The 14,815-nt window shown below is 74.9% G+C and carries 13 protein-coding genes; 8 read left to right on the forward strand and 5 right to left on the reverse strand.

Annotated features, from left to right (window positions below):
* Nucleotides 1-48 precede the first annotated feature (48 nt).
* Complete coding sequence (locus tag MUK52_RS18270; RefSeq protein ID WP_284578314.1) at nucleotides 49-1,566, forward strand: hypothetical protein; 1,518 nt, start codon at nucleotides 49-51, stop codon at nucleotides 1,564-1,566.
* Nucleotides 1,567-1,623: 57 nt separating this feature from the next.
* Here MUK52_RS18270 and MUK52_RS18275 read toward each other — a convergent pair whose 3' ends face one another.
* On the reverse strand, nucleotides 1,624-2,919 hold the full coding sequence (locus MUK52_RS18275) for an ABC transporter substrate-binding protein (RefSeq protein WP_114058988.1): 1,296 nt from the start codon (nucleotides 2,917-2,919) through the stop codon (nucleotides 1,624-1,626).
* Nucleotides 2,920-3,128: 209 nt separating this feature from the next.
* On the opposite strand from MUK52_RS18275, the gene MUK52_RS18280 reads away from it, so the two are divergent.
* Both MUK52_RS18280 and purU read left to right on the forward strand, forming a co-directional pair.
* Nucleotides 3,129-3,575 carry an SCO4402 family protein gene (locus tag MUK52_RS18280; RefSeq protein WP_114058000.1) on the forward strand — a complete coding sequence of 149 codons (447 nt, stop codon included), beginning with the start codon at nucleotides 3,129-3,131 and terminating at the stop codon, nucleotides 3,573-3,575.
* Nucleotides 3,576-3,589: 14 nt separating this feature from the next.
* Nucleotides 3,590-4,465, forward strand: coding sequence for a formyltetrahydrofolate deformylase (purU, locus tag MUK52_RS18285; protein ID WP_114057999.1), 876 nt, complete (start codon nucleotides 3,590-3,592; stop codon nucleotides 4,463-4,465).
* Between the two features lie 75 nt (nucleotides 4,466-4,540).
* On the opposite strand, the gene MUK52_RS18290 is transcribed toward purU, so the two are convergent.
* Together MUK52_RS18290 and MUK52_RS18295 are read right to left on the reverse strand one after the other, a co-directional pair.
* Nucleotides 4,541-5,881: a maleylpyruvate isomerase N-terminal domain-containing protein gene (locus MUK52_RS18290; protein ID WP_114057998.1), complete on the reverse strand. Its 1,341-nt coding sequence runs from the start codon at nucleotides 5,879-5,881 to the stop codon at nucleotides 4,541-4,543.
* Nucleotides 5,878-6,456, reverse strand: a complete 579-nt coding sequence (locus MUK52_RS18295) for a sigma-70 family RNA polymerase sigma factor (protein ID WP_114057997.1) — start codon at nucleotides 6,454-6,456, stop codon at nucleotides 5,878-5,880. The genes MUK52_RS18290 and MUK52_RS18295 overlap by 4 nt, the downstream gene beginning before the upstream one ends.
* A gap of 314 nt (nucleotides 6,457-6,770) precedes the next feature.
* Between MUK52_RS18295 and MUK52_RS18300 the strand changes: the two genes are divergently transcribed.
* Entirely contained in the window at nucleotides 6,771-7,292 is a 522-nt protein-coding gene (locus MUK52_RS18300) for an EF-hand domain-containing protein (protein ID WP_284578319.1), read from the forward strand.
* Nucleotides 7,293-7,350: 58 nt separating this feature from the next.
* On the opposite strand, the gene MUK52_RS18305 is transcribed toward MUK52_RS18300, so the two are convergent.
* Both MUK52_RS18305 and MUK52_RS18310 read right to left on the reverse strand, forming a co-directional pair.
* Complete coding sequence (locus MUK52_RS18305; RefSeq protein WP_284578322.1) at nucleotides 7,351-8,634, reverse strand: serine hydrolase domain-containing protein; 1,284 nt, start codon at nucleotides 8,632-8,634, stop codon at nucleotides 7,351-7,353.
* Nucleotides 8,635-8,730: 96 nt separating this feature from the next.
* The gene (locus MUK52_RS18310; protein WP_284578324.1) at nucleotides 8,731-10,341 is read right to left on the reverse strand and encodes a class I adenylate-forming enzyme family protein; all 1,611 of its coding nucleotides are present in this window, start codon (nucleotides 10,339-10,341) and stop codon (nucleotides 8,731-8,733) included.
* Nucleotides 10,342-10,525: 184 nt separating this feature from the next.
* Between MUK52_RS18310 and MUK52_RS18315 the strand changes: the two genes are divergently transcribed.
* From MUK52_RS18315 to MUK52_RS18330, 4 genes are all read left to right on the forward strand, one after another.
* The gene (locus MUK52_RS18315) at nucleotides 10,526-11,713 is read left to right on the forward strand and encodes an amidohydrolase family protein (RefSeq protein ID WP_284578327.1); all 1,188 of its coding nucleotides are present in this window, start codon (nucleotides 10,526-10,528) and stop codon (nucleotides 11,711-11,713) included.
* A 13-nt stretch (nucleotides 11,714-11,726) separates the two neighbouring features.
* Nucleotides 11,727-12,881, forward strand: a complete 1,155-nt coding sequence (locus tag MUK52_RS18320) for an acyl-CoA dehydrogenase family protein (protein WP_284578329.1) — start codon at nucleotides 11,727-11,729, stop codon at nucleotides 12,879-12,881.
* 2 nt (nucleotides 12,882-12,883) lie between these two features.
* Nucleotides 12,884-13,960 (forward strand): acyl-CoA dehydrogenase family protein, encoded by a 1,077-nt coding sequence (locus tag MUK52_RS18325; protein WP_284581723.1) that lies wholly within the window; start codon nucleotides 12,884-12,886, stop codon nucleotides 13,958-13,960.
* 325 nt (nucleotides 13,961-14,285) lie between these two features.
* Nucleotides 14,286-14,762 (forward strand): ATP-binding protein, encoded by a 477-nt coding sequence (locus MUK52_RS18330; protein WP_114057986.1) that lies wholly within the window; start codon nucleotides 14,286-14,288, stop codon nucleotides 14,760-14,762.
* The last annotated feature ends 53 nt before the right edge of the window (nucleotides 14,763-14,815 follow it).

Raw genomic sequence — 14,815 nt, forward strand, 5'->3', positions numbered from 1 at the left:
TGAGTCGCCGGTTTCGCAAGTGACGGAGCAGTCGGCGAAGGAGTCCCGGTGACGGAGAGCGGACAGGGCAGCGGCCAGCAGGGGGCCCCGCAGGCCGGTGCGCAGTGGAACCCGGACCCCCCGTACCCGGACCCGGCGTACCCGGACCCCCCGTACCCGGAGCCATCCGCCCCGCATCCCGGCCACCCGCAGGCCTACCCGGGCCCTCCGGCCGCGGGACACCCGCAGGACCCGGGCGGCGGCTTCCTGCCCGCCCCGGACCACGCCCCCCAGGGCCAGTCCTTTCCGGGCCAGTCCTTTCCGGGCCAGGGCTTCCACGGGCAGGCGGCGCAGGGCCAGGCCTTCCCGAACCAAGGCTTCCCGAACCAGGCCATCCCGGACCAGGGCTTCCCGGACCAGGGCTTCCCGGACCAGGCCCACCCCCACCAGGGCGTGCAGGGTCCCGGTCTCCCGGGCCCGGATGCGCCGCCGGCCGGGCATGTGCTGGGGCCCGGGTACGAGGGGCCGGGGCAGCCGCACGGGTACGGGTACCCGCCGCTGCCGGAGGCCGTCACCCAGTACATCCCGCCGGTCCCGGCGGACCCGGGCCCCGTTCCGCCCGCCGGTCCCGGCGGTCCCGCCGCACACGACGAGGCGGCGACGCAGTACATCCCGCCGGTCCCGGCCGGACCGGGAGCCGCTCAGGGGGCGGGGCCGGACGAGGCGGCGACGCAGTACATCCCGCCCGTCACCGGCGACTTCGACGCCCTCTTCCGCCAGGACGGAGCCGACGGCCACACCCGGCAGATGCCGCCCATCCAGGAGCCGGTGCTGCGCCGGCCCCCGCCGCGCCCGCTGCCGCATCCGCAGCAGTACGCCCGGCAGCCCCAGCCCCAGCCCCACCCCCAGCCCGGCTTCGCCGCGCCGCCCCCGCCTCCGCCGCAGCCTGCGCGGCGGGTGCCGCCCGCGGTGATCGCGGCCGTGGTGATCGGCCTCGCCGTGGTGGGGCTCGGCGTCGGTGCGATGCTGAGCGACCCGAAGGCGCAGAACAACGACCCGGCCGCGGCCGCGGCGGCGCCGTCCCCCACGGGTTCGGCCGCGGCGGCCGTCGAGGCGCCCGTGGACCCGGCCCGCTCCCAGGCGGTCCAGTTGGACAAGGTGCTCGCGGACAGCGCCGACAGCCGGGACTCGGTCATCAAGGCGGTCGACGACATCAAGGGCTGCCGCAACCTCGGCACGGCCGCCGACGACCTGCGCAGCGCCGCCCGCCAGCGCGAGGAGCTCGTCACGCGCCTCCAGGAGCTCCAGCTGGACAAGCTGCCGAACCACCAGCGGCTGTCGGCGTCCCTCACCAAGGCGTGGAAGGCGTCGGCAAAGGCCGACAACAGCTACGCCGCCTGGGCGGAGGACGTCGCCGACGACAAGAAGAAGGGCTGCAAGGACGGCCACGCCCGGAACACGGACGACGCCGCCGACGGCAACAAGGCGAGCGGGGAGGCGACCCGCGCGAAGGAGTCGGCGGCGGCCCTGTGGAACCCGATCGCGGCCAAGTACAGCCTCCCGAAGCGCGACAAGTCGCAGCTGTGACGCCCGGCCGGGGGCGGTGGGGCCCGCCCCCGGCCGTCCCGCGCATGCCAGGCCAGGTCAGGCCGGGCTCGGGGCCTGCTCCAGGGCCCCGGTCATGTCCCGCGCCTCCTCGCCCGGCTGGGCGACGAGCCGCCCGGAGCGGACGACCTGGAAGGTGACCTGCCCGTTCACCATGCGGGGGTAGGCGGCGATGGCGCGCATGTCCTCGCGCCGCCAGCTCAGGTCGGGCGTCAGGCCCCCGGTGTGCACGGGTTCCGCCTGCTTCAGGGTCCGGGCGATCTTCCGCGCGGTGACCTCCTCGCCGGGCTCCTGCCGCTTCAGGACCTCGCTCAGCACGGTGTACGCGATCCAGGCGGTCTGCGTGCCGCTGTCGTCGGGGTCGACGGCGTGGTCACCGAAGGCGTGCTCGGAGGCCACCCGGCGCATCGGCTCCCACAGCGGGTCCGTCGAGACGGGGTACCAGCCGGTGACGAGGGCCCCCTCGAAGGGGCTGTCGCGGCCGCCGGTGCGGTCGATCAGCGCCTGGCTGACGCTGCCGAGGACGGAGGCGATCTGCGGGCTGCGGCGCGGGTCGCCGGCGCGGCGGAAGGCGTCGAAGAAGGTCTCGGTGCGCTGGCCGAGCACGGCGGTGACGCAGCCGCGCTCCTTGCCGGACGGGTCCTTGCCCGCCGCGCCGTCCAGGGCCTGGCGGGCCTGCGGGACGAAGTCGGCGGTGTCCTCGGCCGCCCGGATGTCCTCGGCGCCGCCCGCCTTGCCGGCCGGGTCGGCCTTCAGGCCGGCGTCGAGGAGGACCGGCATGGAGTCGCCGGCGAGGGTGTCGGGCCGCACCAGGGACACCTGCTCGCAGACCCGGCCCAGCTGGTGGCCGGCGCCCGCGAGGAGGACGGGCTGGCCGCCGTTGACGGGGAAGGACAGCGGGCTCTGGAACTCCTCGGAGGTGACGCCGTAGCCGCCGATGAAGGGGATGCCCTCGGATTCGAGGGGGGCCATGAAGGCGCGCCCGTGCTGGCTGTAGGAGCCGACGACGGCCACCGCGTTCTCCGCGACGGCCTTGCGGGCGCAGTCCGCGGCGCCGCTCGGGGTGTTCTTCTCGTTGCAGGTGATCACGCGCAGCCGGCGGCCGTTGATGCCGCCCCTGGCGTTGGTCCAGCGCTCGTACGCCTTGGCCATGCCGACCATGCCGGGCATGTTGGTGGCGGCGGTGTCCTGCGGGGCGAAGGTCATGACGGTGATGGTGTCCCCGGCGGGCCCGGAGCCCGACGGGATCACGCCGCATCCGGCGGCCAGGCATGCGGCCAGCGCCGATGCGAGCACGGTGCGGTGGATGGGGGTCGCGCGTCGCCGATCGGTCATGTTCATGCACCATTCCGGCCCGGGGGGAACGCGGGAGTGAGAGTGGTGCAACGGACGGTGACGGCCGGGTGAAAGCCAGGGGGTGTACGCGCCCCGCGCCCCCACCGCAGGTGCCTCAAGATCGCATCAGAGGGGAACGTACGATCGAAAGCGTGACATTCGCCCAAGGTTCGAAGAACACTTCCAAACGCGGCGGCCGCTCCTCCACCATGGGCGGCATGCCCCTGAACGACATGCCGTGGTGGCGCTGGCGCAGCAACGTGCGCTCGGCGCTGCACATGATCTCCGACCCGGTCTTCCAGAAGGAGACCTGGCTCGCCGGAGTCGAGGGATACGGGGACGTCACCGACGCCGTGTACCGGCTCGTCGAGGACACCTGGCTCGACAGCTGGTCCGCCGACAGGTACGTCGGCACGATCTTCCGCGACGCCCACGAGGCGGCCCTCGTCGACGCGGCGGTCCTGCGCGTGCTCCGCATCCTGCACCAGGTCGGCCCCGACGCCCCCGTCTCCGCCTACCTGGACCACCCGGACTGGCCCGAGGCCGTGCGCGCCGCCCGCGAGGCGCACGTACGGATGGCGCGGTCGGACGGCGACGACCCGGATGCGGCGCCGCGGTCGCTGGAACTGCTGAGGATCCTGACCCGCGGCGTGTGAAAAGCTGTGGGGTCATGAGCGACGACCCGCACACCGAGGCCCCCCAGCAGTACGTACTGACCCTGTCCTGCCCCGACAAGCAGGGCATCGTGCACGCCGTGTCCAGCTACCTGTTCATGACCGGGTGCAACATCGAGGACAGCCGCCAGTTCGGCGACCACGACACCGGCCTGTTCTTCATGCGGGTCCACTTCTCGGCCGAGCCGCCCGTCTCGGTGGAGAAGCTGCGGGCCAGCTTCGCCGCGATCGGCGACTCCTTCCGCATGGACTGGCAGATCCACCGCTCCGACGAGCGGATGCGGATCGTCCTGATGGTCTCGAAGTTCGGGCACTGCCTGAACGACCTGCTGTTCCGCACCCGGATCGGCGCCCTGCCGGTGGAGATCGCCGCCGTGGTCTCGAACCACACCGACTTCGCCGAGCTCGTCGCCTCGTACGACATCCCCTTCCACCACATCCCGGTGACGAAGGAGACGAAGGCGGCGGCCGAGCAGAAGCTCCTGGACATCGTCCGTGCCGAGAACGTCGAACTCGTCGTCCTCGCCCGCTACATGCAGGTCCTCTCGGACACCCTGTGCCGGGAGCTGAGCGGCCGGATCATCAACATCCACCACTCCTTCCTGCCGAGCTTCAAGGGAGCGAAGCCGTACCACCAGGCGCACGCCCGGGGCGTGAAGCTGATCGGCGCGACCGCCCACTACGTCACGGCCGACCTCGACGAGGGCCCGATCATCGAGCAGGAGGTCGAGCGCGTCGGCCACGAGGTCACCCCGGACCAGCTCGTGGCGGTCGGCCGCGACGTGGAGTGCCAGGCCCTGGCCCGGGCCGTGAAGTGGCACAGCGAGCACCGCGTCCTGCTGAACGGCAGCCGCACGGTCGTCTTCGCCTAGGACCGGCACCGGCACCGGAGCCGCCGCCGGGCCGCTGCCGGGCCACTGCCGGGCCCGGCCGCCCGGGCCGCCCGGTCAGAGGCGGCTCAGCGAGGCGGCGGCGAACAGCACGTCGCGGATCGCCTCGCGGTCGCCGTCCTGCCCCACGGCCGCCTCCTCCGGGGAGATGTGCCCGGCGGCCAGCTGGCAGAACTCGGCCCCGTCCAGCGCGATCCGCGCCACCGTGTGCTCCGGCGACGGTGCGGCCGCCGGGGAGTCCAGCGCGATGTCCCAGCTGCCGCCGCCCGAGCCCTCGATCTCCAGGCGCAGGGTCCGGCCCGGCGCGCCCGCCTCGGCGAGCCGGCGCGCCGGGGCGGCGAGGCCTGTCCGCCGCCGGTGCGCCAGCGCGCTCGGCAGGAGCCGCGCCGCCAGGTCGATCATCCGGTTCAGGTCCGGTCCCGACGGCGCGTCGTACGGGTAGTCCACCGCCTCCGCGATGTCCCAGGCGTGCACCCAGCACTCGAAGGCGCGCTCCAGGAAGGCGTCGCCGAGCGGCAGGGCGAACGGCCCGTAGTCCACGGTCAGCCCGGCCGCGCCCCGGCCCGCGAACGAGACGGTCCGCAGGAGGGCGTGCCCCTGCTCCCGCCACGGCTTGCGGACGTGCCGGGTCGGCGGCTGCCCGGCGGAGCTCCAGTAGTGCTCGGTGCGGGCGGTCGCTCCGCCCTGCTGCGGCGCCCCGCCGCCGAGCGGGTCGTCGAGCCCGAGGGCCGCCGCGACGAGCCCGTCCACGGTCATCAGGTGGCCGATGACCCCGGCGACCGTCGTGCGGCGGGTGCGCCGCCGCTCCTCTTCGAACCACTTCAGCCGGACCGGGGTCTCCCACTCGCCGTCGCCGAAGTCCCGCAGCAGCGCGTCGAGCCGCGCGGTCTCGGTGTCGTACGGGCCCGCCCACGCCGGGACGGGGATGCGGGCGGGCCGCTTGCCCAGGCACTCCTCCAGGACGCGCGACCGCAGCATCGGCTTGAGGTCCAGACTCTCCTCGCGGTGCAGCAGGCCGACCGCGTCGCGCAGCCGCAGCGCCTCCTCCGCGCAGGGCGCGCACTCGGTGAGGTGCTCCTCCACGGCCTGCGTCTCCTCGGCGGAGCACGCGGCGAGCGCCCACGCGCCGAGCAGGGACTTCAGCACGGTGTGCGAGCGGGGCTCGGGGGCCCGCCCGCCCGGTGCCGGGGACTCCGCCGCCGTCGGGGGCGCGCCGTCCGGCGCCGGGGGCGGGTCCTGCGGGGGCGGCGCGTGCGCGGGGTCGAGGGTGCCGGCCGCGCCGCGCGGGCCCGGTATCCGGGGCGCCCCGCCCACCTGCTGTTCTTCGGGGCCGGGGCGGCGGCCGCCGGGGCCGCCCGGGCCGCCGGGGCCGTCGCGTCCGTCGTCGGGACCGTTCATCGGGGGGTTCCATATCCGGGCGGGCCGTATCCGGGCGGTGCGGTGTCCTCCTGCGGGAGGGCGTTGGCGGTCGACAGCAGCTGCAGGCCGAGGCGGAGCCGGCGCCGGGCCTCGTCCTCGCTGATCCGGAGGTCCGCGGCGGCCTGCCGGTAGTCGCGGCGCTGGAAGTACGCGAGTTCCAGCGCGGCCCGCAGCGGCGCGGGCATGGACGTGACGATGTAGTCGGCGCGGGCGGCGGCGTTGGCGCTGCGGACCTTCTCCTCCAGCTCCTCGCGGGAGCCGCGGCCCCGCTCGGCCTGGCGGAGCCGGTCCACTGCCCGCCCCTGGGCGATCCGGGCCACCCAGGAGCGCATGGAGCCCTGCCGGGGGTCGTAGGCCTCCGGGTGCTGCCAGATGTAGCCGAACACCTCGCGGGTGACGCGGTCGGCGCCGCCCTCGTCGCCGAGGACCCGGTGCGCCAGGCCGTGCACGAGGGACGCGAACCGGTCGTACAGCTCTCCGAGTGCGGCGGCCTCGCCGCGGGCGAGGCGCTGCTGCATGCGGCGGTCCCAGCGCGGTGGTACGTCCTTCGGCATTGTGCTGCCCCCAGCCGTGTGTCGACCCCACGAATGTACTGGCCACGGGCCCGCGCGCGAATCTTTTGGCGGAAGCCGCCCCGTAAGTGCGGCGCCGTGCTAGCACGCTGACGGGCCTTCGGGGGACGGCGGCGACGGCGCACCGGGCGGCGGCACACGCGACCGCGGGTGCGCGCCCCGCCGCGCTCCTCGTGCGCGGGTTCGATGCGGCCACCTGCGGGGCACCTCGGCTTAACGTGCGGGCCATCGAGGGCTTACGCTCTCGCCTTGTCTTGAACTGCACCCCACCGCACATGTGAAGGCGGAACGCCGCTATGGACAGCGCAGAGTACGAGCGCAAGATCGCCGCCCGATTCGCCGCCTTCGACCAGGACGGCAACGGATACATCGACCGCGAGGACTTCAGCGCGGCCGCCCGGGCGGTCCTGGCCGAATTCGGCACGACGGCACGGTCGGAGAAGGGCCAGGCCGTCTTCGCGGGCGCCGAGGCCTTCTGGCAGGGCATGGCCGGCATCGCCGACGTCGACGGCGACCAGCGGGTGACCCGCGAGGAGTTCGTCACCGGCGCGGCGAAGCGGCTGCGGGACAACCCGCACCGCTTCGCGGAGATCGCCCGCCCGTTCCTCCACGCGGTGCTCGCCGCGGCCGGCGGGGACGGCGCGGGGACGCCCCCGGAGGCGGCGGCGCGCGTGCTGCACGTGCTCGGCACGCCGGCGGAGCTCGCCGGGCAGGTGGCGGCGGGCCTCGACACGGACGGGGACGGCCTCATCGCGGAGGACGACGTCCTGGCGGCGTTCGCGGCGTACTGCGGCGTCGAGGCGCCCGACGCGCTCTGACGGAAGCCGGACCGGAGCCGGCCCGCGCGGGCGGCGGGCCGTGCGGGCGGCCGCGCCGTCAGCTCCCGGCCGGGGACGGCGCGGTGCCGGTGCCGGGGGCGGTGCTCCCGGTCTCCGGCCTGCCCGTCGCGGGTGCCTCGGAAGGCCCGGCCGGCCCCTTGGGCTGTGCCGCCGCCGGCAGCTCCCAGACGTTCTCCGGCGTGACGATCTCGGTCACGGCGTTGCCGATGAGGGTGCTCAGGCTGCCCTCCTTCTTGTCGATGTCGGAATTGACGATGACGACGAAGGTGGTGCGCTCCTGCGGGAGCCGGACGGCGATGGTCTCGTAGCCGGGCAGTTCGCCGTTGTGCCCGATCCATCCGTCGAACTCGGCGATGCCCAGCCCGTACCGGACGCCCTGGTGTCCCGTCGGCAGCATCCGCACCCGCTGGGCCTGGGTGCCCGGCTCCAGGAGCCGGCCGCCGTCGGGCAGGCGGCCGGAGGCCATGACGGGGGCCCAGGTGCGCAGGTCGTCCAGGGTGGACGTCATGGCGCCGGCGGCCCACGCCCAGCTCGGGTTCCAGCCGCTCGCGTCGGTGGTCTTCCCGCCCGGCGCGAAGTCCGTGTAGCCGTGCACGTACGGCTCCGGGATCTCTGCACCGACCGGGAGTGCGGTGTTGTCCAGCCCGGCCGGCTCCAGGACCTCCTCCCGGATGTGGTCCCTGAGCGGCAGTCCGCCGACCTTCTCGACGAGCAGCCCCAGCAGCACGGTGTTGGTGTTGCTGTACTCCCAGCGGGCGCCGGGCGCGAACTGCGCGGGGTGCTTGAACGCGGTGTCGAGGAGTTCCTGCGGGCTCCAGGCGCGGTCCGGGTTCTGCTTCATGGCGTCCAGGAAGCCCTGGTCCTCGGTGTAGTTGTAGAGGCCGCTGCGCATGTCGGCGAGCTGCCGGACGGTGATGCGGTCGCCGCCGGGTACGCCGTCCACGTACCGGCCGATCGGCTCGTCCAGGCTGACCTTGCCGTCGTCGGCGAGCCGGAGCACGGCGGTGACGGTGAACGTCTTGGTGATGCTGCCGATACGGGTGTGCAGGTCGGTCTTCATCGGGGTGCCGGTCGCGGTGTCGGCGGTGCCGAAGGCCCGCTCGTACGAGCCGCCGCCGTCGGTCCACAGGCCGACGGAGACGCCCGGGATGCCGGCCTTGCGCATCGTCTCGGTGATGGCCTCGTCGAGGCGCTCGGCGGTGGCGGGGTCGATGTCCACGCGCCCGGGGAGTGCCGCGGCGGGTGCCTGGCCCGTGCAGAGCGCGGCGAGCAGCAGGGAGGCGGCGGCGACGGCGGGGACGGCCCGGTGGCGGCGGCCCATGGCGGATCACCCCTGTCCTGGAGGTGTGCCGGGTCCCCGAGCTGACTCACCCCATCGTAGGAACCTGCTGCTTCGGCGGCGACCGCAGCGTGCGGTTCAGGGCCGGGTGAACCGCTCGCGGAGCTTGTACTTCAGGACCTTGCGCAGGGCTTCGCTGCGGGGCAGGGCGTCGAGGAGCTCCAGCTGCTCGGGCAGTTTGTGCGGGGCGAGGCCCGCGGCGCGCAGGTGGGCCGTGACCCGGTCCAGGGTGAGCGGGGCGGCGCCGGGGGCCTGCTCGACGACGGCGCAGACCCGCTCGCCGCGCTCGGGGTCGGGCAGGCCGATGACGGCGGCGTCACCGACGCCGGGGAGGCCGTGCAGGAGCTCCTCGACCTCCTTCGCGGAGATGTTCTCGCCCTTGCGGATGATGACGTCCTTGCTGCGGCCGGTGAGGACGAGGTGGCCGGACGGGGTCAGCCGGCCCAGGTCGCCGGTGCGCAGGAACCCCTCGGCGTCGAAGGCCTCGGCGGTCGCGGCCGGGTCCAGGTAGCCGCGGCAGACGGCTTCGCCGCGCAGCCGCACCTCGCCCTCGGCGCCGGCCGGGAGCGGGTCGCCGGCGGGGCCGGTGATGCGGATCTCCATGCCGGCGGGCGGGCGGCCCTCGGTGTGGGCGAGGTCGTCCTCGCTGTCGTCGGGGCAGCCCATCGTGATCATGGGGACTTCGGTCATGCCGTAGCCGTGGGCCAGCCGGCAGCCCAGTTCGCGGACGACCGCGTGGTGGACCTCGGGCGGTTTCGGGGCGCCGCCGCCGGCCATCAGGCGGAGGGTGGGGACCAGCTTCCCGCCGGGCCGCTTGCGCTGCTCGGCGAGGAACATCGTGTAGAAGGCGGTGGAGCCGCCGGCGATGGTGACGCCGTGCCGCCGGTAGCCGTCCAGGGCGTCCGGCAGCGCGAACGTCTCGAAGAGGACGGCGGGGAACCCGTACAGGAGCAGCATCACGAGGTAGTCGGGCCCGCCGATGTGGGCGTACGGGAAGGCGATGGAGCCGGTGTCGCCGGGGGCCGGGCGCAGGGCGTGGGCGAGGCAGGACCCGCCGGCGAGCAGGGAGCGGTCGGTGTGCAGGACGCCCTTGGGGTCGGAGGTGGTGCCGGAGGTCCAGTAGATCCAGCGCACGCCGGTGCCGTCGGCGGGCGGCGGGGGCAGCACGGCGGGGTCCCCGTCGGGCAGGTCGGCGGGGGCGTGGACGCGGAAGACGCCGCGGGCGCCGAGCCGGGCGGCCATCGCGGTGTGGTCGAAGCCGCGCCAGACACCGGGCACGGCGAAGAACTCGGCCTGCGACGCGCGCAGGGCGAAGCCGGTCTCGCGCTCCCGGTAGAGGGGGATCACGGGGGACTGGACGGCGCCGAGGCGGGCGAGGGCGAGGGAGAGCAGGACGGTCTCGATGCGGGTGGGCAGCTGCCAGGCGACGACCGTGGCCGGCCGGACCCCCCTGCCGTACAGGCCGGCGGCGACCCGCTCGGCGCGGTCGCGGAGGGCGCCGAAGGTCAGCGTCCGGTCGCCGGCCGGGTCGGGTGCGGCCTGGATCAGGGCGGGCCGGTCGGGGGTGAGGGCGGCGCGCCGGGCGACGAGGGCCCACAGGGTGGGGGAGGCGCCGAGGGCGTGCGGGGTGTCCGGGGCGGCGGGCGGGGCCGGGTCCGGTCCGGTCCTGCTGTGCGGCGTTTCCGGCATGGCGGGCCACCTCCCATTGCTGACGCTCCGTCAGATCTCGCGCAGAGCGTAGGGCGCGGGCGCTTGCCGGTCCAGGGGTGCGGGGCTAGCGTGGAGCCGGTTCTTTTCTGACGCTCCATCAGATCCGGTCGTTCCGGCTGCCCGCCCGGGCCCGGCCCGCCCGGCCCGCGGCGAGGGGGACACCATGGAACTGCCCCGCATCATCAGCGTCGACGACCACGTCATCGAGCCCGCCCACCTCTTCGACGTCTGGCTGCCGGCCAAGTACCGCGACCGCGGCCCGAAGCCGCTCACCGCCGGCATCGGCGAGCTGGAGTACCGCGGCGGCAGGTACGTCGTCTCGATGGACCCCGACGGCCCCCCGGCCGACTGGTGGATCTACGAGGACCTGCGGTTCCCGTACAAGCGGAACATCGCCGCCGTCGGCTTCGACCGCGACGACATGACCCTGGAGGGCATCACCCGCGAGGAGATGCGCCGCGGCTGCTGGGACCCCAAGGCGCGCCTGGAGGACATGGACCTCAACCACGTCGAGGCGTCCCTCTGCTTCCCCACCTTCCCCCGCTTCTGCGGCCAGACCTTCGCCGAGGCCCGCGACAAGGAGGTCGCCCTCGCCTGCGTGCGCGCCTACAACGACTGGATGGTCGAGGAGTGGTGCGGCGACAGCGGCGGCCGGCTGATCCCCCTGTGCCTGATCCCGCTGTGGGACATCGGCCTCGCCGTCGCCGAGGTCCGCCGCAACGCCGCGCGCGGGGTGCGCGCCGTCACGTTCTCCGAGATCCCCACCCACCTCGGCCTGCCCTCCATCCACTCCGGTTACTGGGACCCCTTCTTCGCGGTCTGCCAGGAGACCGGCACGGTCGTCAACATGCACATCGGGTCCTCCTCCCAGATGCCCGCGGCCTCCCCCGACTCGCCGCCCGCCGTCCAGGCCGCCCTCAGCTTCAACAACGCGATGGCCTCGATGACGGACTTCCTCTTCAGCGGCGTCCTCGTGAGGTTCCCGCAGCTCAAGCTCGCCTACAGCGAGGGCCAGATGGGCTGGATCCCGTACGCCCTGGAGCGCGCCGACGACGTGTGGCGCGAGCACCGCGCCTGGGGCGGCGTCCGCGACCTGATCCCCGAGCCGCCCTCCACCTACTACTACCGGCAGGTCTTCTGCTGCTTCTTCCGCGACAAGCACGGCGTCGCCTCGATCGACACCGTCGGCCGCGACAACGCCACCTTCGAGACCGACTACCCGCACGTCGACTCCACCTTCCCGCACACGAAGGAGGTCGCCCTCGACCACGTCGCGGGCCTCGACGACGAGACCGTCCACAAGCTGATGCGCGGCAACGCCATCCGCATGCTCGGCCTGGACCTGGTCTGAGGCGGGCGGCGCCGTGGACCTCGCCGAAACGGAGGAGGAGCGGGAGTTCCGGGCCGGGCTGCGCGCGTGGCTGGCCAAGACCCTGCCCGAGCTGCCGCCCCGGCCGTCGCCCGACGACTGGCCCGGCCGGCGCGCGTACGACCTCGGCTGGCAGCGCCGGCTGTACGACGCCGGCTACGCCGGCCTGCACTGGCCCGCGGACGCGGGCGGCCGCGGCGCGGGCCCGGCCCGGCACCTGGCCTTCCTGGAGGAGGCCGAGCGGGCCGGCGCCCCGTACGTCGGCGCGAACTTCGTCGGCCTCCTGCACGCCGGCCCCACCATCGCCGCCGAGGGCACGCCCGCGCAGCGGGCCCGCTGGCTGCCGCCCGTCCTGCGCGGCGAGGAGGTGTGGTGCCAGGGCTTCAGCGAGCCCGGCGCCGGCTCCGACCTGGCCTCCCTGCGCACCCGCGCCGTCCGCGACGGCGACGCGTACGTGGTCACCGGCTCGAAGGTCTGGACCTCGCACGCGGAGATCGCCGACTGGTGCGAGCTGCTCGTCCGCACCGGCCCCGACGCGCCCCGGCACCGCGGCCTCACCTGGCTCGCCATGCCGATGGACGCGCCGGGCGTGACGGTCCGGCCGCTGCGGACCCTGGCCGGGTCCGCGGAGTTCGCCGAGGTGTTCCTCGACGGGGTGCGCGTCCCCGTCGCGTACCGCGTCGGCGCCGAGGACGACGGCTGGCGCGTCACCATGACCACCCTCTCCTTCGAGCGGGGCACCGCCTTCGCCGGCGAGGTCGTCGCCTGCCGCCGCACCCTGGGCGCCCTCGCGCGGGCCGCGCGCGCGAACGGCCGCTGGGACGACGCCGTGCTGCGGCGGCGCCTCGGCCGGCTCGCCGCGGAGTTCGCGGCGCTGTGGCGGCTCACCCAGTGGAACGTCTCCGCCGCCGAGCGCACCGGCGGAGTACCCGGCGCCGGCGGCTCCGTCTTCAAGCTGGCCTACTCGCAGGCCCGGCAGGAGCTGTACGACGCCGCCGCGGAGGTCCTCGGCGCCGACGCCCTCGCGCTGGAGGAGGAGTGGGTGCGCGAGCGCCTGTCCTCGCTGTCCTACACGATCGCCGCGGGCACCTCGCAGATCCAGCACACCATCGTCGCCGAGCGGATCCTCGGCCTCCCGAAGGGCCGGTGAGCGTGGACTTCCAGCCGACGCAGGAGCAGGAGGACCTCCGGGCGGGCGTACGGGCCCTGCTGTCGCGGCGCTTCGGGCGCGAGGCCCTGCGGGCGGCGGTGGACCGGGCGGAGGCCGGGGGAGCCGGGGGCGTGGACCGCGGACTGTGGCGGGAGCTGGGCGGCGCGGGCTTCTTCGCGCTGCGGCTGCCCGAGGCGGACGGCGGGGTGGGGCTCGGGCTCGCCGAGGCCGTCCTCGTCTTCGAGGAGGCCGGGCGGGCCCTGCTGCCCGGCCCGCTCGTCGCCACGCACCTGGCCGCCGGCCGTGTCGAGGGCGCCGCCGACGGCACGGCCGTCGTCACGGCCTTCGACCTCGGCGACCGCCCCGCCGCAGCCGCGGGCCCGCCCGGCCGGCTCGTCGCCCACCTCGCCGAGGCGGACGCGGTCCTAGGCGCCGGCGGCTGCACCGAGGCTCCCGCCGCGCTGCTGCCCGCCGCCCGCCCCGTGCCGTCCGCGGACCCGCTGACCCCCCTCCACCGCGTCCCCCCGCCGGGCCCCGGCCCCGACGCCCGCCTGCGCGACGAGGGCGCCCTGCTGACGGCCGCCCTCCAGCTCGGCAGCGCCCTGCGCACCGTCGAGCTGGCCGTGCGGTACGCGGCGCAGCGGGAGCAGTTCGGGCGGCCCATCGGGGCCTTCCAGGCGGTGCAGCACCTCTGCTCGGGCATGCTGGTGCGGGCCGAGGTGGCCCGTACGGCCGTGTACGCGGCGGCGGTCTGCGCGGACGCGGCGGACCGGGCGGGCGCGGCCGGGGCGGCGGGCGCGGCGGGCTTCGGGGCCGCGGTGGCGGCGGAGATCGCCGGCGCGAAGCTGCTGGCCGACCGGGCCGCCGCCGCGAACGCCCGGGACTGCCTCCAGGTGCACGGCGGGATGGGCTTCACCTGGGAGGCCGACGTCCACCTGCACCTGAAGCGGGCCTGGGTGCGGGCCGAGCAGTGGCGTACGGCGGCCGCCGCGGAGGAGGCCCTGGCCGCGGAACTCCTCGCCGACGCGCAGGAGCGGGGGCGGGAGGGGGCCTCGTACGCCCGAGATGGCAGCCTGTGACGAACCAGGCCCGCGGGCCGGGCACGGGCGCGACGACGCGGGACGCATGTCTGATTACGGAGAGTTGATATCGGTTTGTGTCCTACGCGGGGGCCTGGACGGCCCGGCCCGCGGGTACTGCTCCGGTACGCTCCCGGGAATGCGAGCGGTAGCGCGGCGTGAGCGTCGCACAGTATGCACCATGCCTACTCCTTCGCGCTGGAATATGCCCGAAGCGCTTGTTGTGGTGACTGTATGTCAACCATGCTGCTCGACAAGGGGGTCACAGTCGGTGATCCCGTCCTGTCGCGAGGCGAAGTGTCCGCCGGTTCGGATGGTGTGAGCGGTGCAGGTGCTTCAGGTGCAGCTGGAGGTAGGACCGGACCCGGCCGAGGTCGGCCGGGCCCGACGATGGGCCCGTTCCCGGCTCGCGGGATGCGGGATAGGGGACGACGAGCCGCTCGCGGAGACGCTGATCCTGCTGATCTCCGAGCTGGTCACCAACGCCGTCGTGCACACCGGCTGCCCGGCCGTCCTGCGCATGCTCCTCGGCGAGCCGGCGGTGCGCGTCGAGGTCGCCGACGCCAGCGGCCGGGCCCCGTCCCGGCGGCAGGCCGGCGCCGGGGACACCGGGGGCCGCGGGCTGGAGCTCGTCGACGGACTGGCCGACCGCTGGGGCTGGCAGCGGGAGGGCGCCGGGAAGCGGATCTGGTGCGAGGTCGACCGGGCCGCCGCCGGACCGGCCGACAGCGCTCCGGACGGCCGCCCGGAGCGGTCCCGCGAACCTTTCGGGTCGATCCGGGAACCGCGCGTGTACCTCTAACGAGGTGTTGACGGTACGTCAACTGTTGATAAACCCTTGTCCTGAGCGATTCG

Origin of the sequence: Streptomyces sp. 2P-4 (assembly GCF_030167965.1) — a bacterium.
Lineage (GTDB): Bacteria > Actinomycetota > Actinomycetes > Streptomycetales > Streptomycetaceae > Streptomyces > Streptomyces globosus_A.

What these genes read in the sequence shown, in the direction of transcription:
- MUK52_RS18275 (WP_114058988.1), bottom strand. Translation starts at nt 2,919, where the DNA reads ATGACCGATCGGCGACGCGCGACCCCCATCCACCGCACCGTGCTCGCA.
- MUK52_RS18280 (WP_114058000.1), top strand. Translation starts at nt 3,129, where the DNA reads ATGGGCGGCATGCCCCTGAACGACATGCCGTGGTGGCGCTGGCGCAGC.
- purU (WP_114057999.1), top strand. Translation starts at nt 3,590, where the DNA reads ATGAGCGACGACCCGCACACCGAGGCCCCCCAGCAGTACGTACTGACC.
- MUK52_RS18290 (WP_114057998.1), bottom strand. Translation starts at nt 5,881, where the DNA reads ATGAACGGTCCCGACGACGGACGCGACGGCCCCGGCGGCCCGGGCGGC.
- MUK52_RS18295 (WP_114057997.1), bottom strand. Translation starts at nt 6,456, where the DNA reads ATGCCGAAGGACGTACCACCGCGCTGGGACCGCCGCATGCAGCAGCGC.
- MUK52_RS18300 (WP_284578319.1), top strand. Translation starts at nt 6,771, where the DNA reads ATGGACAGCGCAGAGTACGAGCGCAAGATCGCCGCCCGATTCGCCGCC.
- MUK52_RS18305 (WP_284578322.1), bottom strand. Translation starts at nt 8,634, where the DNA reads ATGGGCCGCCGCCACCGGGCCGTCCCCGCCGTCGCCGCCGCCTCCCTG.
- MUK52_RS18310 (WP_284578324.1), bottom strand. Translation starts at nt 10,341, where the DNA reads ATGCCGGAAACGCCGCACAGCAGGACCGGACCGGACCCGGCCCCGCCC.
- MUK52_RS18315 (WP_284578327.1), top strand. Translation starts at nt 10,526, where the DNA reads ATGGAACTGCCCCGCATCATCAGCGTCGACGACCACGTCATCGAGCCC.